This is a genomic window from Pseudomonas sp. 2822-15, from assembly GCF_002742515.1.
GTDB classification, from domain to species: domain Bacteria; phylum Pseudomonadota; class Gammaproteobacteria; order Pseudomonadales; family Pseudomonadaceae; genus Aquipseudomonas; species Aquipseudomonas salomonii.
This window is the reverse complement of the sequence record NZ_LJRY01000178.1, coordinates 152,962-176,412: the sequence shown is the minus strand read 5'-3', so window position 1 is coordinate 176,412 and position 23,451 is coordinate 152,962. Positions and strand designations below refer to the sequence as shown.

The following is a 23,451-nucleotide window of genomic DNA, read 5'->3' as shown; positions in this document are numbered from 1 at the left end:
GAGTAGCCCTGTGCGCGATCCTCGGTATGACATTCTTTTTGAGCCGGTACACATTGGGCCGGTTCGCACGCGTAATCGCTTTTACCAAGTGCCGCACTGTAATGGCATGGGCCATGTGCATCCCTCGGCCATGGCCGCCATGCGCGGGGTCAAAGCCGAGGGGGGTTGGGGGGTGGTGTGTACGGAGGAGTGCGAGATCAGCCCGCTGAGCGAGTTTTCGCCTTATATAGAAGCGCGCTTATGGGATGAACGCGACATCCCCGCGCTGGCGAAAATGTGTGAGGCCGTCCATCTGCATGGCTCATTGGCCGGCGTCGAACTGGCGTTCAATGGCTATTCGGCGCCCAATCGCTATAGCCGCGAAATCCCCTGGGCGCCTTCCAATACACCGGTGCGTGGTTACGACCCGGTGCAAGCCCGGGCCATGAGCCGCGCCGATATCAAGCAACTGCGCCAGATGCATCGCGCTGCTGCGTTACGGGCACGCCAGGCGGGTTTCGATATTATTTACGTGTATGCCGGCCACGACCTTGGCCTGCCGTTTCACTTTTTGACCCCACGCAATAACCGGCGCACCGATGAGTACGGTGGGGTGTTGGAGAATCGTGTACGGCTGTTGCGTGAGTTGATTGAAGATACCCGCGATGCGGTGGGTGATCGTTGCGCAGTCGCCGTGCGGCTGGCCGTGGATGAACAGGTCGCTGGCGGGCTGGCCTGCGAGGGCGAAGGCCGCGAGATTTTTTCGCTGTTGGCGCAGCTGCCGGACCTGTGGGATGTCAACGTTGCCGACTGGTCCAACGACAGCGTGACCTCACGGTTTGCCCCTGAAGGTTTTCAAGAGGCGTTCCTGCTCGGGCTCAAAGCGCTGACCACCAAGCCGGTGGTGGGCGTGGGTCGGTTTACCTCACCGGACACCATGGTCTCATTGGTGCGTCGAGGCGTCTTGGACCTGATCGGCGCGGCCCGTCCCTCGATTGCCGACCCCTTCTTGCCAAAGAAGATAGAGCAAGGGCGTCTGGAGGAGATTCGCGAATGCATCGGCTGCAACGTCTGTGTCAGTGGTGACCACACCAGCACCCCGCTGCGCTGCACGCAAAACCCCACCCTGGGTGAAGAATGGCGGCGCGGCTGGCACCCCGAGTCGACGCCCCGTGCGCCTAACCCCGCACGCGCGCTGGTGGTCGGGGCAGGGCCTGCCGGCCTTGAATGCGCGCGGATACTGGGCGCGCGGGGCATGGAGGTGGCGCTGGTCGAAGGCACGCGCACGCTGGGCGGGCGTGTGTTCCTTGAAGCCAGGCTGCCAGGGTTGGCGAGTTGGTCACGGGTGCTCGACTACCGGCTGGACGCCCTCAGCCGATTGCCTTCAGTAGAGATCTATCGAGAAAGTCAGCTACAAGCCCAGGACGTGTTGGACTTCGCCGCCGCCCACGTGTTTATCGCCACCGGTTCGCGCTGGCGCACCGATGGTCTGGGGCGTGTATTGCGCCAGGCCTTGCCGGGGTTGGAACACCTGCCGGTACTGACCCCGGATGATCTGCTGGCCGGAACAGTCCCTGCTTCACCGGTGCTGCTGTTCGATGATGACCACTACTACATGGGCAGTGTGTTGGCAGAGCAGTTGGTAGCGCAGGGCGTGGAGGTGATCTTTGTCACCCCTGCGCCGGATGTGGCGACCTGGACCCATAACACGCTTGAACAACAGCGCATCCAGCGTCGCCTGCTGGAACTCAATGTCACGATCATCGCCTCTCACTCGTTGGCGGCGGTGACGCCTGAAGGTGCGGTTGCCAGTTGTATGTACACCGGCCGGCCAAGGTTCATTACCGTGGCGTCCTTGTTGCTGGTGACAGCCCGTGAGCCTGAGCAAGGCCTGTACCAGGCACTCAACGAGGCAACGGAGCAACGCTTTGAGGCGGGTATTGAGTCGGTCGCATTGGTGGGGGACTGCCTGGCGCCTGGAACCATTGCGGCTGCCGTGTTTTCAGGGCATCGGCTGGCGCGTGAGTTTGATGCGCCCGCCGGCTCGTTGGTCATGCGTCGCGAAATTCCTCATTTAGAGGTGTTGTAACGTCCTGCTGTGCAAACAATAACAAGGAATAAAATAATGAAAAATTAGTTCTGATGTTATCGGTGTTGGCTTCCCTAGTGGTCAGCAACTGGGTGTCCGCCAACAACTATGAGGTCATACGCTTCGGTGCTGACCCTAACTACGCGCCTTTTGCCTATAAAGACAACACCGGTACTTTGGTCGGTTTCGAGATTGATATCGGCAACGCCATCTGTGCGCATTTGAAGGTGCGCTGCCAATGGGTCGAAAGCGACTTTGACGGCCTGGTTCCCAGCCTCAGGGCCGGCAAGATCGACGCCATACTGGCGTCGGTAACCGTGACCGAAGCGCGGCGCAAGATCATCGACTTCTCTTCGCAAGTGTTCTCCAGCCCCTCCGCCATGGTGTTCAAGGCCGGCACCGACCTTGGCGACGCCAAGGGCAAGTCCGTGGGCTATTTGCAGGGCAGTACTCAGCAAACCTACGCCAAGCGCGTGTTGGCCCCTAAGGGCATGAAAGTGGTGGCCTACGCCGATCAGGAACAGGTTTACGCCGACCTCGTGGCGGGTCGGCTTAACGCTTCGTTGCAGGACGCCCAACAGGCGCAAAGTGGCTTTTTGCGCTCGCCTCAAGGTGCCGGTTTCGAGTTGGGCAAGGTCATAGAAAGCGAGCTGATGCCTTCCCTGAGTGCCATTGGCATCGCCAAGGGCAATCAGGCGCTGAAGACTCTGCTGGATCAGGGCCTGGCAGCGCTGCATGCCGATGGCACCTATGCTCGCCTGCAAGAACAGTATTTCCCAGGCGTCGACATGTTCAGCGGCAATTGACCGCCCGTCATCATATCTGGAGGGCGTGGTCATGCTGGAGAACGTTGCGCGCTTTGTCGCGACCCTGGAGGGTTTTGCGCCGTTACTGCTGCAAGGTGTATGGGTGACCCTGAAGCTGGCGCTGCTATCGCTGTTGCTGGGGCTGATCTTCGGTCTGCTCGGGGCGGGGGCCAAGCTGTCACGCGTCAGGGCCTGGCGTGTTTCAGCACAGGTCTACACCACCCTGATCCGCGGGGTGCCGGACCTGGTGTTGATGCTGCTGATCTTTTACGGCGTACAAACCGGTGTGAGCCGCCTGACGGCTGTGATGGGCTGGGCCTACCTCGAAATTGACCCTTTGACTGCGGGCGTACTGACCCTGGGGTTTATCTACGGTGCTTATTTTACCGAGACCTTTCGTGGCGCATTGTTGGCGGTGCCACGTGGGCAGGCACAGGCGGCCAAAGCGCTGGGTATGAAGCCCAGCCAAAGTTTCATCTACATAACCTTTCCACAGATGATGCGCGTCGCCTTGCCGGGGCTGGGCAATAACTGGATGGTCTTGCTCAAGGCTACCGCGTTGGTGTCGATTATCGGCTTGGCAGACTTGGTCAAGGTGGCTCAGGTGGCTGGCAAAAGCAGCCAGCAGCTATTGAGCTTTCTATTGCTGGCGGGCTTTATTTATCTGCTCCTCAGCAGCGCCTCCAATGCGGTGCTGCGCTGGCTTGAGCGTCGTTATGGCGGTGCAGGGCAGGAGGCGCCGCGATGATTGAACTGATACAGGAATATTGGCGGCCGTTTCTCTATTCCGACGGTCAGCAAATCACCGGCCTGGCCATGACGCTGTGGCTCACCAGTGCTTCGTTATGCCTTGGGCTGCTGGTGGCATTGCCGTTGTCCATTGCCCGGGTTTCAACCCGCTCGTGGGTGCGTTGGCCGGTGCAGAGCTTCACTTATCTGTTTCGCGGAACGCCGCTCTATGTCCAGTTGCTGGTTTGTTATACCGGCCTATACAGCCTGGCAGCTGTACGCGAACAGCCGCTTCTGGACGCTTTTTTCCGTGATGCCTTGAACTGCACACTGCTGGCCTTTGCCCTTAACACGGGCGCCTACACCACCGAAATCCTCGCCGGTGCCATCCGCTCCATGCCGCGCGGTGAAGTGGAGGCCGCCAGGGCGTTAGGGTTCGATGGCTGGAAGCTCTACACCTATCTGATCATGCCGTCGGCCCTGCGCCGCGCATTGCCGTACTACAGCAATGAGGTGATTTTCATGCTGCACTCCACCACGCTGGCGTTCACCGCCACGGTCCCCGATGTGCTGAAAGTGGCCAGGGATGCCAATGCCGCGACCTTTCTGACGTTCGAGTCCTTCGGCATCGCCGCGGCCATTTATCTATGCATCACCTTCGCTCTGGTCGGCCTTTTTCACCTGGCCGAGAAGCGTTGGCTGAGATTTCTTGACCCAAGCCGATAGGAGGTCGCCATGTATGAACGCGTGCATCAACTGCCAGTAACCGTGCCGGGTACGACGCGGCAGATCCATAGTTTTCACTACGGCCCGGCCGATGGCGTGGGCAAAGTCTATATCCAGTCTTCCCTGCATGCCGATGAACTGCCGGGGATGTTGGTGGTGTGGCATCTCAAGCGGAGGTTGTTGCGATTGGAGGCTGCGGGCCTGTTACGTGGTGCGGTGGTGCTGGTGCCGGTGGCCAACCCCATGGGCCTGGAGCAAGTGTTGATGGACGTGCCTCAAGGCCGTTTCGATTACGACAGCCGGGAGAACTTCAATCGGCACTTCCTTGATGTCAGCCGGCAGGTGGGTGATGCCGTCGAGGCACTGCTGACCGATGACCCCGAGGAAAACTTGCGGTTGATTCGTTCGGTGCTGGTTCGCGTGCTCACCAGCCAAGTGCCTGCCAACCGGGTACAGGCCATGCGCCTGACGCTTCAGCGCCTGGCCTGCGATGCCGATATCGTGCTCGACTTGCATTGTGATTTCGAGGCCGTGCAGCATCTGTATGCGTCGCCGGTTTGCTGGCCACAAGTGGAACCCCTGGCCCGTTACCTGGGGGCACAGGCGTGCTTTATGGCGACAGACGCCGGTGGGCAGTCCTTCGATGAGTGCTTCAGCTTGTTTTGGCAACAGATAGAGGCGCGCTTCCCGCAACGTGTGGCGCCGCCCGGTTTTGCCGTGACGCTGGAACTGCGAGGTGTGGCCGACGTGAGTTATGAGCTGGCCGAACAGGATTGCCAGGCTTTGATTGACTACCTTACGCACGCGGGCGTCATCGAGGGCCAGGCACCTGAGTTGCCGCCTTTATTGAACCCGCCCACGCCGCTGGCCGGCGTTGAGCCCGTCGTCAGCCCGGTGGGCGGCTTGATCGTATTTTGTGCCAAGGTCGGGGATTATTTGAGCGCGGGTCAAGTCGTGGCGCACATCATTGATCCGATCAGCGACAGCGTGACGGCCATTGCCTGTACTCGGGAAGGTTTGCTGTATGTGCGATCACTAAGGCGCATGGCCATCAGCGGCATGACGATTGCGCATGTTGCAGGTGCAACGGCCTACCGACAGGGCTACCTGTTGTCGCCCTGAGGCGCGATGGGTTCGGGCAAGGGCGAGAAGGGCGAACGCCCATCGGCACTCTGCAATTCCTGCAGGTAATTGCGGAAGATCTGGCCCAGTACCTGGGTGGCCACTTCCAATTCATCGCGCTGCATGTGCTCGGCGACTTCGTCGGCCGTGTCCAGTGCGTCCTCGGCGCCGTTGACCGCCGCCATTTTCAGCACGATGTACGCCTGAACGTTATTGGCCGGCACGCCTTCGCCTTTGAAGAACATGTTGCCCAGCTGGAATTGCGCCTGGGCATGGCCCTGCAACGAAGCCTTCTCGAAGTAGCTAAGGGCTTTGTTGAGGTCGCGGGCAGGGTTTTTGTCGTCGTGGAAGTACTCGCCCAACTCGTATTGCGCCTGCGCATCCCCACCGTCGGCCTGTTTCTGGCACGCGCTCAGCGCTTCGGCCTGGCTGTCTGGCTGGGTATTGAGGGTGCAACGACCCATCGCTGGGATTAACAACGAGTTGCCGCCTGCCTGGGCATGTGCCAGCAGCGGCTGAAGGAGCAACAGGCAGCCCAGAACCAGGGTGCGGCCGGTGCGTTTCATGGGAATCGACTTACCTCTGACGGGGCACGCGGACCCTCGGGGGAGTCCAATAAGCGCGCATTATGAAATAAGCAGGCCCCTGCTTACAAAGTCTTTACTCGTTTTTCTGCTGCGTAGGCAAGTTATCTGCCGGATTGCAGGTAATTTCTCGAAAAAAGCAGGAAATCTCTGTAGGCAAAGTAGCAAATCTGACGCTGCGAGGGGCAACGTCAGATGTGTGTGTCCCTTAATTCGGGGCTTACTTCAAGGCTGCGAAAGCGCGCTCGGCAGCATCCAGGGTCAGTTTCAACTCGGCTTCGCCATGGGCGATCGAGGTGAAACCCGCTTCAAAAGCGCTCGGTGCCAGGTAAACGCCGCCTTCGAGCATCAAATGGAAGAAGCGCTTGAACAGGTCGGCATCGCTGCCCATCACGTCATCAAAGGTGACGATATCGTCGGCGCCGCTGAAGTACAGGCCGAACATGCCACCCGCTTGCGTGGTCACGAACGGGATGCCAGCGGCATCGGCGCGCTGTTGCAGGCCATCGAGCAGGCGCGTGGTGTAGTCGGTCAGCTCGGCGTGGAAACCCGGGCGGCTGATCAGGCGCAGGGTGGTCAGGCCGGCAGCCATGGCCAACGGGTTACCCGACAAGGTGCCCGCCTGGTACACCGGGCCCAGCGGCGCGATGTGCTGCATGATTTCGCGTTTGCCGCCGAAGCAGCCCACGGGCATGCCGCCGCCGATGATCTTGCCGAAGGTGCTCAGGTCCGGCGTGACGCCGTAATAAGCCTGGGCGCCGCCGAGGGCCACGCGGAAACCGGTCATCACTTCGTCGAAAATCAGCACCACGCCGTGCTTGTCGCACTGCTCGCGCAAACCTTCCAGAAAGCCAGGTGCCGGTGGCACGCAGTTCATGTTGCCGGCTACCGGCTCGACGATGATGCACGCCACGTCCTGGCCGACTTCGCTGAGCATCTGCTCAACGGCCGCAATGTCATTGAACGGCAGGGTCAGGGTGTGTTTGGCAAACGCGGCCGGCACACCGGCCGAGCTTGGCACGCCTTGGGTCAGCAGGCCGGAACCGGCTTTCACCAGCAGGCTGTCGGAGTGGCCGTGGTAGCAGCCTTCAAATTTGATGATGCTGTCGCGGCCGGTGAAACCACGGGCCAGGCGGATTGCGCTCATGGTGGCTTCGGTGCCGGAGCTGACCATGCGCACCATTTCCATCGACGGCACGATTGAGCACACCAGGTCCGCCATCTCGGTTTCCATGGCGGTTGGCGCGCCGTAGGAGAGGCCGTGTTGCAGCTGCTGGCGCACGGCGTCGAGCACGTCCGGGTGGCTGTGGCCGAGGATCATCGGCCCCCAGGAACCGACGTAGTCAACATAGCGCTTGTCATCCTCGTCGGTGACGTAGGCGCCTTCGGCATGCTTGAAGAACAACGGTGTGCCGCCGACGCTCTTGAACGCACGCACGGGGGAGTTCACACCGCCGGGGATGTGTTTTTGGGCATTGGCAAACAGGGTTTCGGAACGGGACATGATCGGGCTCTCTACACTTAAACTTTAAGAAGGGTGTTGAAGGCGCGGGCGCGGCGCGTGACTTCCTGGGTGCTGTCGGCACCGAACAGGCCGTGCACCACGGCGAGCAGGTCGGCACCGTGGGCCACCAGGGGGTCGGCGTTCTCCAGGGTGACGCCGCCGATCACGCAGATCGGCAGGTGAAGGCGCGTGCGGGCCTGGGCCAGCATGTCGAGCGTGGCGGCCGGCGCGCCGGGCTTGGTGTTGGAATTGAAAAAACGACCGAAGGCGACGTAGCTCGCGCCTTCCTTGGCGGCCTGCTCGGCCAGTTCGATCTGGCTGTGGCAGGTGGCGCCGATGATGGCTTTGGAACCGAGCAATGCACGGGCCGGGGTCAGTGGGCCGTCGGTTTGGCCCAGGTGCACGCCGACGCCCAGGCGCGCGGCCAACTCGGCGTCATCATTGATAATCAGCTGGGTCTTGTAGCGTGAGCACAGCTCGCGCAGTTTCTCGGCCTCACGCAGGCGCCGGGCTTCGTCGCTGCTTTTGTCGCGGTACTGCAACAGGGTCACGCCACCGTCCAGCGCCGCTTCGACGTAGGCAAGGAATTTGCCGGCCAACAGTTGGCTGTCGGTAATGGCGTAAAGGCCACGTAGTTTCATCGAGCAGGCCTCTTGTGCGGTTAAGAGCAGAAATCCAGCGGCAAACGGCGCGGCACGAACTGGCCCTGGCCGAGTTGTTCGGCATCACGCAGGGTGCGCCAAGTGTAGTTGAGCGCCGATTGCACCGCGCTGGCCAGGCTTTCGCCCTGGGCGATCCTGCCGGCCAAGGCGCTGGCCAGCGTGCAGCCCGAACCGTGATAGCTGCCGGGCAGGCGCTGGCAGGTAAAGGTCTGGCGTGTGCCGTCGCGGCTGTACAGGCGGTTGTGCACTTCATGCTCGTCGCCGTGGCCGCCGGTGATCAGCAGATGCTTTACAAACGGCAGCAGCTTCTCGGCGCATTCGTCCGCCGTACCCTCGGGCAATTCGGCGAGGATGCGCGCTTCCGGCAGGTTCGGCGTGGCGATCAGCGACAGCGGCAACAGCCGCTCACGCATGGCATAGCCGACTTCGTCCTTGCCCAGGCTGCCGCCGCCACCGGCACGCAGCACCGGGTCGCAGACCACCGGCAGGTGCGGGTGCGCCTGCAGCAGCTCGACCACGGTGTCGACCATCGCGGTGGAACCGAGCATGCCCAGCTTCACCGCCGCGACTTCGGAGTCGCTGAGCACGGCATTGGCCTGGGCCAGCACCCACTCGCGGTCGAGCACGCGGAAATCGCTGACATTGACGGTGTTCTGCACGGTCAGGGCGGTGACGGCGGGGGCCGCATGACAGCCTTGGGCGAGCAGGGCTTCGATATCTGCCTGCAAGCCGGCGCCACCACTGGGGTCGTGGCCGGAGAGACAGAGGACAACAGGGCGAGAGCTGTAGATATTCATGGTGCGCGAGCTTACCACCAATCGCTTTTTGCGTGGCTGTCGGGCGAGCGTGGAATTTCACCCTGTGTTTATGGCTGTTGGTTCGCCATTTTTATTCAGTAAACTCTCTGAAAGCGCCGTTCTAGAGCCTTTCAAAAAATTATTTCAATGGTGTCCAATGGCCTCTAGCGGCTATGCTAAAGTGGATCCAAACAACTTAATGTATCGCCGGTATACGTCTACTCAAAAGGAATGGGGGGTTTTTGACATAACCGGACAGGCCACGCTGGGGCTCTATGCGCTATTTGCTGATCTTTTTATTGTGCGGGCTGCCGATGCTCGCCGGCGCCATCGAGTTCAACCCGGACACTCGAAGCCTGCCGCTGGGCCGCGTCATGCAAGTACTCGAAGACCCAACCGACGCCCTCACCATCGCCGATGTCAGTGCTCCCGCCTACGCCGCCCAATTCAAAACCCATGACAAAACCACTCTCAACGCCGGCTATTCACGCTCGGTGTTCTGGCTCAAGGTCGACCTGCATTACACCGCCACTGACCCACGAGCCCCGCGCACCTGGTTTCTGGAGTTGGCGTACCCGCCGCTTAACGAACTCGACCTTTACCAGCGCGACAGCACCGGCAATTACCGCCTGACCAGCCGCACGGGCAGCAGCCTGGCGTTTTCCAGCCGAGAAGTGCGCCAGGCCAACTACCTGTTCAAGCTCAACTTCGTGCCCGACCAGCAGCAAACCGTGTACCTGCGCCTGCAAAGCCAGGGCTCGATCCAGGCACCGCTGACGCTCTGGTCCGCCACCGCGTACATGGAGCAGCAGCCTCTGCGCCTGTATGTGTTGGGGGCGATCTATGGTGTGTTGCTCGGGATGCTGGTCTACAACCTGTTCATCTATTTGAGCGTGCGCGACACCAGCTACCTGTATTACATCCTTTATATCGCCTCGTTTGGCCTGTACCAACTGTCGGTCAACGGCGTAGCGGTAGAGTATTTCTGGCCGAACAACCCATGGTGGGCGAACGCGGCGGTGCCGTTCCTGATCGGCTCGGCGGCGTTGTTCGGCAGCTTGTTCGCGCGCAGTTTCCTGCACACCGCGCAGCACAGCCGCTGGCTTGATCGGGTTTTAATGGCGCTGGCAGCGGCCGGCGCGTTGGTCATGGTGCTGGCACTGCTGACCAGCTACGCCGTGGCCCTGCGGCTGGCCACGGGGTTGGCGCTGGTGTTTACCGTGACCATCTTTGTGGCCGCCATCAAGGCCTGGTATTGCGGCCAGCGCATGGCGCGTTACTTCATCATCGCCTGGTCGGCATTCCTGCTGGGCGGGGTGGTCAATACCCTGATGGTGTTGGGCTACCTGCCGAATATGTTCCTCACCATGTACGCCAGCCAGCTCGGCTCGGCCATCGAAGTGGCGCTGTTGTCCCTGGCCCTGGCGGACCGCATCAACGGCATGCGTGAGCAACAGGCGCAGATCCTGTTTGACGCCAGCCAGAAGCTTGAAGTGCTCAATCAGCAATTGGCACGCAGTAACCGCCTTAAAGATGAGTTCCTCGCCACGCTGACCCACGAGTTGCGCACCCCAATGAACGGTGTGATCGGCTCGTTAGAGCTGATGCAAACCGTGCCGCTGGACGACGACCTTACCCAATACCAGCAAACCGCCGCCGGTTCTGCGCGGGACATGATGCGCATGGTCAACGGCATTCTCACCCTGACCGAATTGCAAGCCGGGCGTCTCACCGCCCAGCCCCAGGTCTTCAGCCTGCGCGGCACCCTCGACACCTTGCGCCAGCAATTCACCGCCAGCGCCAAGAGCAAAGGCCTGGCGTTTTCCATCGACGTGGCCGATGAACTGCCGGACCGGATGATCGGCGATGCCGGCAAACTTACCCAGTGCCTGGACTGCCTGCTCGACAATGCCTTCAAGTTCACCCACGAAGGCGCGGTGCGCGTGCGTGTGGTAGGTGTGCCCCACAGTGACGGCGAGCTGCGCCTGAGCTTTATTGTGACCGACAGCGGCATCGGCTTCGCTTTCCTCGACGAGGCTACGCTGTATCAGCGCTTCTTCCAGGTCGACGGTTCGATGACCCGCGAATACGGGGGCCTGGGCATCGGCCTGGCGATTTGCAGGCAACTGATAGAACTGCTCGGTGGGCGTTTGACCCATCATTCCGAACTTAGCAAGGGCAGCCGCTTCCAGCTGGACATCAGCGTCGACGCGGTGCCGCCCGAGCCCAAACCGACAACGCACAAGCCCCATGCGCAACGAGCGCCCCAGGAGTGCACCGTGCTGTTGGTGGACGACAACAGCGTCGGCCAATTGGCGGTACGCGGCATGCTGCTCAAACTGGGTTACCGGGTGAAAACCGTGGATAACGGCCCGGCCGCCTTGGCGCTCTTGCAGGACGATACGTTTGAAGCGGTGCTGCTGGATGTGTCTGAAGGCGGCTTCTCGTTGTGCTGTCAGATTCGTGCGCTACCCGGCTGCGGCGAACTGCCGGTGATTGCCCTGAGCACCTCGCTGCACGCCCCGGATCGCGAACGCTGCCATGGGGTCGGCATCACTGATCGCCTCAGTAAACCCGTGCGTTTCGAGGCGCTGCAAACGGTGCTGGAGCGGCGCCTGCTGTGCCCGTTAGAGGGCGAAAGCGCCGAGCAATCGGCGGGTATGCCACTTTTTTAAGCCCGATGACGGTGCTTAACTGAAATTCAGGCCTCAACTGCACGTGGCCTATTTTCCAGGAGGCCCGTCATGAACCTGCACCCGTTTGCCGAAACCCACGACGTCACCAACCAGCCGCCGTCCCTGGACGGTACCAACCTCTATCGTATCGACCTGCCCTTGCAAGAATGGTCGCGCCGCTTTGGCGCCGGCTGGGCGCAGGCTCGAATCGATGCATATGGTGCGCTGGCGGGCGGGCCATTGATGGCGGCGGGGTTTTTGGCGAACCAGAACAAGCCGGTGTTCAACAGCCATGACCGCTACGGCCATCGCATCGACCTGGTGGAGTTTCATCCGGCCTATCACGAGTTGATGCGCACCGCCATCGAGCATGGCCTGCCATCGCTGCCGTGGGCGCATCCGCAGCCCGGCGCCCATGTGGCCCGCGCCGCCATGACCTACCTGCACAGTCAGGCCGAAGCCGGCAGCGGTTGCCCGTTGACCATGACCTTCGCCTGCGTCCCGGCCCTGCACCTGCAACCGGACCTGGCGCAGACCTGGCTGCCGAAAATCCTCAACACCGAATACGACCCGCGCAACGTCGGCATCGCCCACAAAGCCGGCGCCACCATCGGCATGGCCATGACCGAGAAACAGGGCGGCACCGACGTGCGCGCCAACACCACCCGCGCCTACCCGGTGGGCGCGGGCGGCCCTGGCCAGGCCTATGAGCTGGTCGGGCACAAGTGGTTCTGCTCGGCGCCGATGTGCGATGCGTTCCTCACCCTGGCGCAGACCGACAAGGGGCTGACGTGTTTCCTGCTGCCAAGGCATCGCCCGGATGACACCCGCAACCAGTTCTACATCCAGCGCCTGAAAAACAAACTCGGCAATTGCTCCAACGCCTCCAGCGAAGTGGAGTTTCGTGGCGCCCTGGCGTGGATGATTGGCGAAGAAGGCCGGGGCGTGCCGACCATTATCGAGATGGTCGCCATGACTCGTTTCGACTGCATGGTCGGCTCCAGCGCCTTGATGCGTCAGGCGTTGACCCAGGCCAGCCATCATTGCGCCCATCGCTCGGTCGGCGGCCGCGTGCTCAGTGAACAACCATTGATGCAAAACGTGCTGGCCGACCTGGCGCTGGAGAGCGAAGCCTCCCTGGCCTTGAGCATGCGCATGGGCCGGGCGCTGGACCATCTGGATAACGAACAGGAAGCCAAATTTGCCCGGCTGGTGACGGCGGTGGGCAAGTATTGGATCTGCAAGCGCGCGCCCGCCATGATCAATGAGGCCGCCGAGTGCATGGGCGGCGCCGGGTACGTGGAGGACAGCATCTTGCCGCGTCTGTACCGTGAGGCGCCGGTGAATTCGACGTGGGAAGGTTCCGGCAATGTGCAGTGCCTGGATGTGCTGCGCGCCTTGTCCAAAGAGCCGGGCGTGCTGGAGGCGTTGTTTGTCGAACTGGGCGATGGGCATGGCGACACGCAACTGGCGGGGCATATCGAGCAATTGAAGTCGGCGTTTATGGATACCCAAGACATCCAGTACCGCGCCCGGCAGTTGACCGAGGACATTGCCGTAGCGTTGCAGGCCAAGCTGTTGCTGGAGGCCGGGAATGCGGTGGTCAGCGATGGGTTTATCGCCAGCCGCCTGGGGGCATCGTCCGGCCGGGTGTACGGCACCTTGCCGCGCGGGGTGGATGTGGCGGCGATCGTTACCCGTTCAACTCCACAATCCCTCTGATTGAACACGGTCAAAATGTGGGAGCTGGCTTGCCTGCGATGGCGGTGTATCAGTCACTGAATACTTGGCTGATACACCGCCATCGCAGGCAAGCCAGCTCCCACCTTTAAAAGCAGCATTCCAATTCCGGTGTTTCAGTGAGCCTGGGATACAGGCAAGATAAAGGCCTGCAAGTCAGAACACAGGATGCTTACCGTGACCGAAGCTTTTGTTGTCGTTCAAACCGCCGAAGAAGCCGTGGACCGGCTGGCCGCTCTGCATGAGCGCGCTACCGGTGCGCTTAATCAAGCCCTCAAGCAATACCTCAAGGACCGCGTCGAGCCGGACGCCGAACAACGCGCGCTGTTTCGCTACCCGGAACTGCGCCTGACCTACCACTGCCACGGCGAAGTCCCACAGACCACCCGCGCATACGCCAAGGTGCAATTGCCGGGAACCTACAGTGTCACCGTCACTCATCCGGCGGCGTTCCGTAAGTACCTGCTGGAGCAACTGGTGCCATTGATGCATGACTTCACCGTGACGGTGGAAGTCGGCGTGAGCCAGCAGAATATTCCGTACCCGTATGTGGTGGAGCAGGGTGATGAACTGGCTGGCTCCGGCGTTACCGCTGCAACCCTCGCCCGTGTGTTCCCCAGCACCGACTTGTCCGCCGCCACCGACGGCATTGCCGATGGCCTCTACGACTGGGAAAACACCGACCCGCTGCCACTGGCGCTGTTCGATGCGGCGCGCGTGGACTTTTCCCTGCGCCGGCTGGTGCACTACACCGGCAGCGACTGGCGTCATGTGCAGCCGTGGATCCTGCTGACCAACTACCACCGCTATGTGGACCAGTTCATCCTGCATGGCCTGGAGCAACTGCGCAGCGACCCGCGGTTTATCCGCATGGTGCTGCCGGGCAACGTGATCATCGACAAGAGCATGGACCACGGCGAAGCCTCGGCCATTGCCGCAGGCGTGGTGTGGCACCGTTACCAGATGCCGGCCTACCACCTGCAGGCCACTGATGGCCACGGCGTGACCCTGGTGAACATCGGCGTCGGCCCGTCCAACGCCAAAAACATCACCGACCACCTGGCCGTGCTGCGTCCGCATTGCTGGCTGATGATCGGCCATTGCGGCGGCCTGCGCCAATCCCAGACCATCGGCGACTACGTATTGGCTCACGCGTATATGCGTCGCGACGGGATTCTCGACCGCGTCGTGCCGCCGAACATCCCGATCCCGGCGCTGGCCGAAGTGCAGATGGCCTTGCAGCAAGCCGCTGCCAATGTCACCGGCGAGAAAGGCGAAGAGCTTAAAAAGCGCCTGCGCACCGGCACTGTGCTGACCTACGACGACCGCAACTGGGAACTGCGCTGGGCGCAAGAACGGCCGCTGATCAACCTGTCCCGCGCGGTGGCGGTGGACATGGAAAGCGGCACCATCGCGGCCCAAGGCTACCGTTTGCGTGTCCCCTACGGCACCTTGCTGTGTGTGTCAGACAAACCGCTGCACAGCGAGATCAAGCTGCCGGGTTCGGCCAACGCGTTTTATGAGCGTGCGGTCAGCCAGCACTTGAAAATCGGCATCGAGGCGGTGGATCTGTTGCGCACCGAACTCAACTCGCTGCACTCGCGCAAACTGCGCAGCTTCGACGAACCGCCGTTCCGCTAAGCGGTTGGGATGGTCATTTAGCGGTCAGGCCACTAGCATTGTCGGTCCTGACCGTTAGATGTTCCTTCGCCATGTCCCGTCCTACCCGCCCCGATGCGCGCCGCCCTGGCGTGAAACCCCCGAACTCCGCAGCACGGCGTGTTGCCAAGGCACCACCGGCCGAGCCGAAGTTGATCCTGTTCAATAAACCCTTCGACGTGCTGACCCAGTTCAGCGACGAAGGCGGGCGCGCGACCCTCAAGGATTTTATCGATATTCCCGGCATCTACCCGGCCGGGCGGCTGGACCGTGACAGCGAAGGCCTGCTGCTGCTGACCAACGATGGCCAGCTACAGGCGCGCATTGCCGACCCCAAGCACAAGTTGGCGAAAACCTACTGGGTGCAAGTTGAAGGCGAGCCCACCGAAGAACAGCTGCAACGCCTGCGTGACGGCGTAGAGCTGAATGACGGCATGACCTTGCCCGCCCAAGCGCGGCAGTTGGACGAACCCGAACTGTGGCCACGCAACCCGCCGGTGCGCTTTCGCAAAAGCGTGCCGACGCACTGGCTGGAGTTGGTCATCCGTGAGGGGCGTAACCGCCAGGTGCGGCGCATGACTGCGGCGGTGGGCTTGCCGACCTTGCGCCTGGTGCGTGTGCGTATTGGTGACTGGTCGATCGATGGCCTGGACCAAGGCCAGTGGAAGGCAGTGCCGGCGCGTTTATAAAGCGCCGGACTCGATCAGGCCGATCACCACGCTTTTGATGATGAACGCGGCCACGCCCAGGCCCAGCACGAAAAACAGGATAAACGACCCAAAGCGCCCGGCCTTGGATTTCTTCGCCAGGTCCCAGACGATAAAGCCCATGAAGATGATCAGTATGGTGACCAGGCCGGTCATCATCCATTCTTCAAAGAGGGCGGGGTCGATGTTGTTCATGGGGATTTTTTCCGACAGGGCAGGCGGCAAGTATAAAGCAGCGTCAAAGGCACACTATTGACCTACGTCGTAACACGGTCAATGTGGGAGCTGGCTTGCCTGCGATTGCGGTAAATCAGTGGCATATGCTTAGCTGACACACCGCTATCGCAGGCAAGCCAGCTCCCACAGGGGATCACCAGTGTGCTTGAGGTCAGGTACGCAGGTGCGTCAACGGCAGCTCGGTGCTGTTGAGCACTTGGTTGAGCACAAAGCTCGACCTTACACTGGTCACGCCTTCAATCCGGGTCAAATGCCCCAGCAGCAATTTTTGATAATGGTCCATGTCCGGCACCACCACTTTCAATTGATAGTCCGCGTCCATCCCGGTGACCAAGCTGCATTCCAGCACCTGAGGCAAGGTGCGGATTGCCGCTTCGAAATTCTCGAAACGCTCAGGCGTGTGACGGTCCATGCCGATCAGTACATAGGCCGTAAGGCTTAAGCCCAGCATCTTGCGGTCGAGCAGAGCGACCTGACGCGCAATATAACCGTCGTCTTCCAACTGCTTGACCCGGCGTGAGCACGGCGACGGCGACAGGCCGATGCGTTCGGCCAACTCCTGGTTGGAGATCCTCGCGTCGCGCTGCAATTCCGCCAAAATACTCAGGTCGTATCGGTCAAGCTTGCTCATTGGGTTGGCCTTTGTCGTAACTATTGCGGTGAATTATCCATGAAGGGTTAAAAATTGCGCAAGCACTGTTTATTGACGCAATCTTCGCAATCATCTGTCGGGCGTGTGCCTGTATCTTTATCAACAGAATCACCGCCTGGACAACAGTCCATTGCAGCTCGCCCAATCAGGCCTGCTGCGGCCGCCGCCCCAGCAGGGTTGAGCCGGCCTCCAGGCTGCACACTGTCCACAAGACGGCGTGAGGTGAGCCAACGTCAAAAGCGTTGAGCCAGGACGAAATTCTCAAGGGGTGGCCGACGGGTCGCCCCTTTTTCTTTGTCTGCGCGTTTACCTCAAAAAATACTTCTCGTGACTGATAACCTGTCTCAGAACCGGGTGAGGCTTTTCCAGTCTCATGCAGTAAGGCCGGACATTCCAGGCCCTAATCCGCAGTGAGGAATAGCATGAAGCGCATCTGGCGTATGGCAGGTGTAGGTTTGCTGATGGTCAGCGTCGGCACACAGGTAATGGCCGACGACCCGCGCTATGAAGGCGGTGGTCAGCATGAAAGAGGCCCGGAAGGCGGGCGTGGCAATGAACAGGCGCGCCCGCAGAATAACCCACCGCGCCCACAGAACACTCAACCGCGTCCGGAAAACAACCCACCGCGCCCGCAGAACCCGCATTTTGATCGCGCCGAGCAACAGCAGCACGGCGGTGGGCAGTGGCAAGGTCGGCCGCAAAATAACGAGCAACCGCGGCCGGCACCGCAACCTGCGAACAACCTGCCGATCCAGGGCCGCCCGGACACGGTGCGGCAAACCCAGGAACCGCGCCAGGGTTACTATCAGGACATCCCGCGCCGTAACGATGGCAACCAGCACTGGCAGGCCGGCAATGGCCCAGGCCCACGTCCGGGCGGCGGCTTTAATAACGGGCACCCCAATGACAACCGCTGGCCGGGCCGCCCTTCAGGGCACGGCAATGGCTGGGGGCCAGGCCCGCAGTATCGCCCGGGTTACATGGTCGACCGTTTCCCCGACCGCAATTACCGCGTGCCTTACCGTGGCCAGGATTACTTCTTCTCCGGCGGCTACTGGTATCGCCCGCAAGGCCCGCGCTATGTGGTGGTGACGCCGCCCTACGGGATCCGTGTGCAATACCTGCCGGACTACGCACGGGAAGTGTGGGTGGGCAGCGCGTTGTTCTTCCTCGCGGCGGGTTCCTACTACACCTATGAAAACGCTACCCAGCAATACGTCGTGGTGCAACCGCCGACCGAAGTGTCGGCGCCACAACCCGCGCCGCAGGGCAACGGCTATGACGTGGTGGCCTACCCGGCCAACGGCCAGTCACCGGCCCAGGTACAGCAGGACGGCTACGACTGTTATCGCTGGGCGGTGCAGCAAAGCGGTTTCGACCCACGCACCGTCACCTACGCCCCGGACCCGGCGGTGGTGCAAACCTACCGCCAGGCCCAGGGCAACTGCCTGACCAGTCGCGGCTATCAGGTGCAGTACTAGGTTTTGTTGCCCGTCACCACTTCCCGCGGGTCGGCGTGCACCAGCACTTCGGCACGCGGGTAAGCCTTGTGAATGGCATCGGCGGCCTGGTCGCTGATGCCGTGGGCCACTGACAGGGTCAATTCCCCCGGCAATTCCAAATGCAACTGCACAAACCAGTGGCTGCCGGAAATGCGCGTGCGCAAATCATGCGCACCCAGCACGCCCGGCACACCGCGCGCCAACTCCAGCATGTGCTGGCTGACATCCGGCGGCAGTTCCTCATCCATCAGCACGGCAAAGCTCTCGCGGGCGATCTGGATCGCGCTCCAGAGGATATACGCGGCAATACCGAGGCCGAACCACGCATCCACCTGATGAAAGCCAAAACCTGCCAACACCAGTGCCACCAAAATGCTGCCGTTGAGCATCAAGTCGGAGCGGTAGTGCAGGGAGTCGGCGCGCACGGCGTTGGAGCCGGTTTCGCGGATCACTCGGTGTTGCAGCATCAGCAGCGCCACGGTCATCAGCAGCGAAAACACGATGACGCCAATGCTCAGCCACGGCGCGCCAACCGGTTCCGGGTGCTGCAAACGCTGGTACGCCTGGAAGGCGATCAACACCGCACTGCCGGCGATAAACAACGCCTGGGCCATGCCCGACAGCGATTCGGCCTTGCCATGCCCATAACGGTGATCGTCATCGGCCGGGCGCAGCGCGTAATGCACCGCGAGCAGGTTCAACAGCGACGTCACGCCGTCGAGCAGCGAGTCGGTCAACCCGGCCAGCATGCTCACCGAGCCACTGAACCACCAGGCGATGGCCTTGGTGATAATCAGCGCACAGGCCACGCCCACCGAGGCGCGGGTGGCCAGGCGCAGGAGCCTGGCGTGTTCGGGGCTGCTGGTCATACGGATCCTTAAGCGGCGGGCTGCAGGCCCAGGGACGCGAGTTGTTGCACGCTACCCTTGAACTGGAGCATGCGCGGATCGTCCAGCGGCAGCTTGCGGCCGGTTTCTTTCTCAATGATGGATTGCAGCTTGGCGTTGTCGACCTTGCCGTCGGCGCCGATGGCTTCGTGCAGTTTTTCCGGCGCGACTTGGGCGGTCTTGCCCGGCTCGAAGTAGATGGCGCCGGTGGCGAAGTCCACGCCAAAGGCGATCAGGCCCGGGATCACATAAAACAGCAGGCCCACGGCGTCGAGCACGGCAATGGCCGGGTCGATTTTGCCGTCGATCTGGCCACGGCGGTCCGGGTAGAAAATCGAGCCGCAGGCCGTCAGTTGGCTCAGCAGGGTGACGGCGAGAACACCGCCGATAACACGGGAAGCGATACGCATAAAATGCTCCTGAACACGGTTGATACGAAACTATATGACAATTGTATTGAGCCACGCCGCTCTAATGTGGGAGCTGGCTTGCCTGCGATAGCGGTGTATCAGTGCCACATGGGCGGGCTGACCCACCGCTATCGCAGGCAAGCCAGCTCCCACATTTGCCTGCATTCCAATTAAGGACGAACGTTCGCCGTTATACTCGCCGCTCTGCTTTGGAGCCAGTATGAATTCGTTGCCGATTGATGATGTTTTACCCGCCCTGCGTGACGCCTTGGCGAATCGCCATGAGGCCGTGCTGGAAGCGCCGCCCGGTGCCGGTAAAACCACCCGCGTGCCGTTGGCTTTATTAAATGAGCCTTGGCTGGCCGGGCAAACCATCCTGATGCTCGAACCTCGGCGCCTCGCCGCGCGAGCGGCTGCCGAACGGCTGGCCAGTGAGCTGGGTGAAAAGGTCGGTGAAACCGTCGGCTACCGCATCCGCCTGGACAGCAAAGTCGGCCCCAACACCCGCATCGAAGTGGTCACCGAAGGCATTCTCACGCGCCGGCTGCAAGACGACCCGGCACTGGACGGCGTGGGGTTGCTGATTTTTGACGAGTTCCACGAACGCAGCCTCGACGCCGACCTGGCACTGGCCCTGAGCCTCAACGGCCGCGAGCTGTTTCGCGACGAGCAACCGCTGAAAATCCTGCTGATGTCCGCCACCCTCGAAGGCGAGCGCCTGGCCGGCCTGCTCGACGACGCGCCGATCCTGCGCAGCGAAGGGCGCATGTTCCCGGTGCAGATGCGCTGGGGGCGGCCGTACCAGGCCGGTGAGTTTATCGAGCCGCGCGTGGTGCAGACCGTCCTCGACGCGGTGCAGGACCAAACGGGCAGCATTCTGGTGTTTCTGCCCGGGCAGGCCGAGATTCGCCGGGTCAATCAACAACTGGCCGACGCCTTGGGTGATCGCCCTGATGTGCTGCTGTGCCCGCTGCATGGCGAACTCGACCTCAACGCCCAGCGCGCCGCCATCGACCCGGCGCCCGCCGGCAAGCGCAAAGTGGTGCTGGCCACCAACATTGCCGAGACCAGCCTGACCATCAATGGCGTGCGCGTGGTGATCGACGCCGGGCTGGCGCGGGTGCCGCGTTTCGCCCCCGGCAGCGGCATGACCCGCCTCGACACCCAACGCATTTCCCGCGCCAGCGCCACCCAGCGAGCCGGCCGGGCAGGGCGCCTGGAACCGGGCGTGTGTTATCGCCTGTGGTCCGAAGACCAGCACGAAGGTTTGGCCGCCTACGGCAGCGCGGAAATTCTCGCCGCCGACCTGGCGGGCCTGGCCTTGCAACTGGCGCGCTGGGGCGTGACGCCCACGCAACTGGTGTGGCTGGACGTGCCGCCGACTGCCGCGTATGCCCAGGCCCAGGATTTGCTGGTGCGCCTTGGCGCGCTGAACGACGACACGCTCACCGCCCATGGCCAGAAAATGGCGGAGTTGCCCGCGCACCCGCGTATCGCCCACTTGTTGCTGCGCGGGCAGGACCTGGGGCTGGCCGCGACCGCTTGTGAGGTGGCGGCCTTATTGGGTGAGCGCGATATCTTGCGCGGCGGCGGTGCGGATTTGCACACTCGCCTGGCATTGATGTCGGGAGAAGAACGCGCGCGTGGCACCCAGGGCGGCGTGCAGCGCGCCAAGCAACTGGCCCGTCAGTACCGGGGCTACTTGCGCGGCCAGCCGACTCAAGCGGTGGCCGACCCCGACCACCCGCGCTGGCTCGGCGCCTTGCTGGCGCTGGCCTACCCCGACCGCGTCGCCCAGCAACGCCGCCCCGGTGGCGCCGAATATCGCCTGGCCAACGGCCGCGCCGCGCTGTTCGCCGAGGCTGATAGCCTGATGAAACAACCTTGGCTGGTGATCGCCGACCTCGGCAGCCGCCAGGGCCAGCGCGAAGAACGCATCTACCTGGCGGCGGACTTTGACCCGGCGCTGTTCGACGGTGTGCTGGCCGAGCAAGTGTGCACTGTCGACCAGTTGGACTGGGACGAACGCGAAGGCGTGTTGCGTGCCGAACGCCAGCGTAAGGTCGGTGAGTTGGTGCTAAGCCGTGAGCCGTTGACCGGCTTGGATGAGTCCGCGCGCAGCCAGGCACTGGTCAACCTGGTGCGTCGCAAAGGCCTGGAGCTGCTGCCGTGGACGCCCGAACTGCGCCAGTGGCAGGCCCGCGTCATGCTGCTGCGCCAGCTGGACGCGGGTAAAACCAGCGAATGGCCGGATATCAGCGACAAAGCCTTGCTGGCCGATTTGGAGCATTGGCTGATGCCCTACCTGGGTAAAGTCTCGCGCCTCAGCCACTTTTCTAATTTGGATATTTCCAGCTTCCTGCACAACCTGCTGCCCTGGCCGCTGCCCCAACGCCTGGACGAGCTGGCGCCACAGCATGTGAAGGTGCCCTCGGGCTCATCGGTGCGTTTGGACTACAGCGAACAGCCGCCGATTCTGGCGGTGCGCTTGCAGGAATTGTTCGGGCTGGCGGACACGCCGCGCATTGCCGGTGGGCGCCAAGTGGTCAAGCTGCACCTGCTGTCCCCGGCACGTCGGCCGGTGCAGGTGACGCAGGACCTGGCGAACTTCTGGCGCAGTACGTATGCGGAGGTGAAGAAGGATTTGAAGGGAAGATACCCCAAGCATTACTGGCCGGATGACCCCTTGGTGGCCGAACCCACCGCCCGGATCAAACCCCGCAAATAGCCACAAAACACATCAACTGTGGGAGCTGGCTTGCCTGCGATACAGACGCCTCGGTCTATCCTTTTCACCGAGGCGCTGCTATCGCAGGCCAGCTCCCACAAAAGCCCGCCCCCACATGGGGGGTGTAGTGTGGGCTATTGCGCTGCCGGCAGCAGGAACCGGGCGATCACTGGCAGGTGGTTGGAGATGCGCAGTGTGTCGTCTTGGCGCACCTTGGCTTCTACCCGCTTGATTCTTGGGCTGTAGAACAAATAATCCAAGGTCCGATCCGGCCCCTCCACACTCGGGTCATTGGGGAAGTTCGTCAGCCATTTCGCCCGGTCAATCCCACTGGATTCACTGTTACTCGGGATCATCGGGTATTTATCCCACAGCAAATGCAGCTCGCTGTCCGGCGAATACTGCCCGCGCTTGCCCGCGTCCAGGCGCAGGAACTGCCCCAGCGGCAGCAGGTTGAAATCCCCGCCGATCAGCCAAGGCGTGCCACGGCCTTCGAACTTGTCCAGCAGTTTTAGCGTGGCTTTGGCCTGCTCCTGCACCGCCGAACGCCCAGGCTTATCGCCATCCAGGCGGGTGTTGAGCACGGCCAGTTGGCCGCCATCGCTCAACGGCAGGTAGGTCAGCAATAACGCCGGTTTAGGCTGGAACTGGCGGCTGATGAAGTTGGCCGGGGACACCGGCAATTGCAGGCGCTCGGCGTGTTCGATCTGGTAGCGGCTCAGCGTGACGAGCTTGCGGCCGACGCTGCCGAAGATATGCAAGTTGGGCACAAAGTCGGCTTTCCAGTCGAAAGCCTGGGCGCTGCATGGGTACAGGTCGACCAGGCGTTCCTGGAGCAACGCGACCTGGTCCTGATAGTGAGAGGACTTGGCGCCTTCATCGAGTTCCTGCAACAACAGGATGTCGGGTTGTTCGTCGCGAATCACCCGCGCCACTTCGTCCAGGCTGAAGGCCATGTCTTCCACCGTGGGGCGATCGTCCGGGCCTTTGCCGTCGGGGCTGTCGTACCAGAACACATAGTTCTTGCCGGCCAGGTATTGCACGTTCCAGGTCATGACCTTGAGCGCCTGCCCCGGCAGCAAGGTCGGCGCACGTGGCGCTACGCAGCTCACGGGCAGGGTCTGCTTGTCGACGGGGCGCCAAGTCAGGCTGTAGATCAGGGCCGCAAGCAGGCCCGCGATGATCAACAGGCTCAGCAGGGTGATGCGCAATAAACGGGTCATTGGCTCGGCTTATAGCGTTATCAGAGGTGGCAC

General features: G+C 61.9%; 20 protein-coding genes. 11 read left to right on the top strand and 9 right to left on the bottom strand.

Going from position 1 to position 23,451, the window contains the following annotated elements:
- The first annotated feature begins 10 nt into the window (after window positions 1-10).
- Genes AOA59_RS10235 through AOA59_RS10215 form a run of 5 tightly spaced genes read left to right on the top strand, consistent with a single transcriptional unit; the run spans window position 11 to window position 5,451 of the window.
- Window positions 11-2,068: an FAD-dependent oxidoreductase gene (locus AOA59_RS10235; RefSeq protein ID WP_065911225.1), complete on the top strand. Its 2,058-nt coding sequence runs from the start codon at window positions 11-13 to the stop codon at window positions 2,066-2,068.
- Between the two features lie 53 nt (window positions 2,069-2,121).
- Window positions 2,122-2,874 carry a transporter substrate-binding domain-containing protein gene (locus AOA59_RS10230; RefSeq protein ID WP_099487149.1) on the top strand — a complete coding sequence of 251 codons (753 nt, stop codon included), beginning with the start codon at window positions 2,122-2,124 and terminating at the stop codon, window positions 2,872-2,874.
- A 31-nt stretch (window positions 2,875-2,905) separates the two neighbouring features.
- Window positions 2,906-3,622, top strand: a complete 717-nt coding sequence (locus tag AOA59_RS10225; protein WP_099487147.1) for an ABC transporter permease — start codon at window positions 2,906-2,908, stop codon at window positions 3,620-3,622.
- On the top strand, window positions 3,619-4,329 hold the full coding sequence (locus AOA59_RS10220) for an ABC transporter permease (protein WP_065911222.1): 711 nt from the start codon (window positions 3,619-3,621) through the stop codon (window positions 4,327-4,329). The genes AOA59_RS10225 and AOA59_RS10220 overlap by 4 nt, the downstream gene beginning before the upstream one ends.
- Window positions 4,330-4,338: 9 nt before the next feature.
- Window positions 4,339-5,451: a succinylglutamate desuccinylase/aspartoacylase family protein gene (locus AOA59_RS10215; protein WP_099487146.1), complete on the top strand. Its 1,113-nt coding sequence runs from the start codon at window positions 4,339-4,341 to the stop codon at window positions 5,449-5,451.
- Here AOA59_RS10215 and AOA59_RS10210 read toward each other — a convergent pair.
- The 4 genes from AOA59_RS10210 to AOA59_RS10195 all read right to left on the bottom strand — a co-directional run bounded on the left by AOA59_RS10210 (window position 5,433) and on the right by AOA59_RS10195 (window position 8,998).
- A complete protein-coding gene (locus AOA59_RS10210) occupies window positions 5,433-6,017 on the bottom strand; it encodes a tetratricopeptide repeat protein (protein WP_099487144.1) in 585 nt (194 codons plus the stop codon). The genes AOA59_RS10215 and AOA59_RS10210 overlap by 19 nt on opposite strands.
- A gap of 238 nt (window positions 6,018-6,255) precedes the next feature.
- Window positions 6,256-7,539 (bottom strand): glutamate-1-semialdehyde 2,1-aminomutase, encoded by a 1,284-nt coding sequence (hemL, locus tag AOA59_RS10205; RefSeq protein ID WP_017136069.1) that lies wholly within the window; start codon window positions 7,537-7,539, stop codon window positions 6,256-6,258.
- A 17-nt stretch (window positions 7,540-7,556) separates the two neighbouring features.
- Window positions 7,557-8,180 (bottom strand): thiamine phosphate synthase, encoded by a 624-nt coding sequence (thiE, locus tag AOA59_RS10200; protein ID WP_099487143.1) that lies wholly within the window; start codon window positions 8,178-8,180, stop codon window positions 7,557-7,559.
- Window positions 8,181-8,200: 20 nt separating this feature from the next.
- On the bottom strand, window positions 8,201-8,998 hold the full coding sequence (locus tag AOA59_RS10195) for a hydroxymethylpyrimidine/phosphomethylpyrimidine kinase (RefSeq protein WP_058420182.1): 798 nt from the start codon (window positions 8,996-8,998) through the stop codon (window positions 8,201-8,203).
- 275 nt (window positions 8,999-9,273) lie between these two features.
- Between AOA59_RS10195 and AOA59_RS10190 the strand changes: the two genes are divergently transcribed.
- The 4 genes from AOA59_RS10190 (at window position 9,274) to AOA59_RS10175 (ending at window position 15,761) form a co-directional block, all read left to right on the top strand.
- Window positions 9,274-11,673, top strand: a complete 2,400-nt coding sequence (locus AOA59_RS10190; RefSeq protein ID WP_099487141.1) for a hybrid sensor histidine kinase/response regulator — start codon at window positions 9,274-9,276, stop codon at window positions 11,671-11,673.
- 69 nt (window positions 11,674-11,742) lie between these two features.
- Window positions 11,743-13,395 carry an acyl-CoA dehydrogenase family protein gene (locus AOA59_RS10185; protein WP_099487139.1) on the top strand — a complete coding sequence of 551 codons (1,653 nt, stop codon included), beginning with the start codon at window positions 11,743-11,745 and terminating at the stop codon, window positions 13,393-13,395.
- Between the two features lie 186 nt (window positions 13,396-13,581).
- Window positions 13,582-15,054: an AMP nucleosidase gene (gene amn, locus AOA59_RS10180; protein ID WP_162232034.1), complete on the top strand. Its 1,473-nt coding sequence runs from the start codon at window positions 13,582-13,584 to the stop codon at window positions 15,052-15,054.
- Between the two features lie 71 nt (window positions 15,055-15,125).
- Window positions 15,126-15,761, top strand: coding sequence for a pseudouridine synthase (locus tag AOA59_RS10175; RefSeq protein ID WP_065911215.1), 636 nt, complete (start codon window positions 15,126-15,128; stop codon window positions 15,759-15,761).
- On the opposite strand, the gene AOA59_RS10170 is transcribed toward AOA59_RS10175, so the two are convergent.
- Both AOA59_RS10170 and AOA59_RS10165 read right to left on the bottom strand, forming a co-directional pair.
- Complete coding sequence (locus tag AOA59_RS10170) at window positions 15,756-15,965, bottom strand: DUF2788 domain-containing protein (RefSeq protein WP_025999909.1); 210 nt, start codon at window positions 15,963-15,965, stop codon at window positions 15,756-15,758. The genes AOA59_RS10175 and AOA59_RS10170 overlap by 6 nt on opposite strands.
- 202 nt (window positions 15,966-16,167) lie before the next feature.
- Window positions 16,168-16,647 (bottom strand): Lrp/AsnC family transcriptional regulator, encoded by a 480-nt coding sequence (locus AOA59_RS10165; protein ID WP_003194418.1) that lies wholly within the window; start codon window positions 16,645-16,647, stop codon window positions 16,168-16,170.
- A gap of 443 nt (window positions 16,648-17,090) precedes the next feature.
- On the opposite strand from AOA59_RS10165, the gene AOA59_RS10160 reads away from it, so the two are divergent.
- On the top strand, window positions 17,091-18,149 hold the full coding sequence (locus tag AOA59_RS10160) for a DUF6515 family protein (RefSeq protein ID WP_099487137.1): 1,059 nt from the start codon (window positions 17,091-17,093) through the stop codon (window positions 18,147-18,149).
- On the opposite strand, the gene AOA59_RS10155 is transcribed toward AOA59_RS10160, so the two are convergent.
- Window positions 18,146-19,039, bottom strand: coding sequence for a cation diffusion facilitator family transporter (locus AOA59_RS10155; protein ID WP_099487135.1), 894 nt, complete (start codon window positions 19,037-19,039; stop codon window positions 18,146-18,148). The genes AOA59_RS10160 and AOA59_RS10155 overlap by 4 nt on opposite strands.
- Window positions 19,040-19,047: 8 nt before the next feature.
- Window positions 19,048-19,467: a hypothetical protein gene (locus tag AOA59_RS10150; RefSeq protein WP_056861993.1), complete on the bottom strand. Its 420-nt coding sequence runs from the start codon at window positions 19,465-19,467 to the stop codon at window positions 19,048-19,050.
- Window positions 19,468-19,687: 220 nt separating this feature from the next.
- Here AOA59_RS10150 and hrpB point away from each other — a divergent pair, with 220 nt between their 5' ends.
- Window positions 19,688-22,195: an ATP-dependent helicase HrpB gene (hrpB, locus tag AOA59_RS10145; RefSeq protein ID WP_099487133.1), complete on the top strand. Its 2,508-nt coding sequence runs from the start codon at window positions 19,688-19,690 to the stop codon at window positions 22,193-22,195.
- Between the two features lie 134 nt (window positions 22,196-22,329).
- Here hrpB and AOA59_RS10140 read toward each other — a convergent pair whose 3' ends face one another.
- A complete protein-coding gene (locus tag AOA59_RS10140; RefSeq protein WP_099487131.1) occupies window positions 22,330-23,418 on the bottom strand; it encodes an endonuclease/exonuclease/phosphatase family protein in 1,089 nt (362 codons plus the stop codon).
- Window positions 23,419-23,451 lie beyond the last annotated feature (33 nt).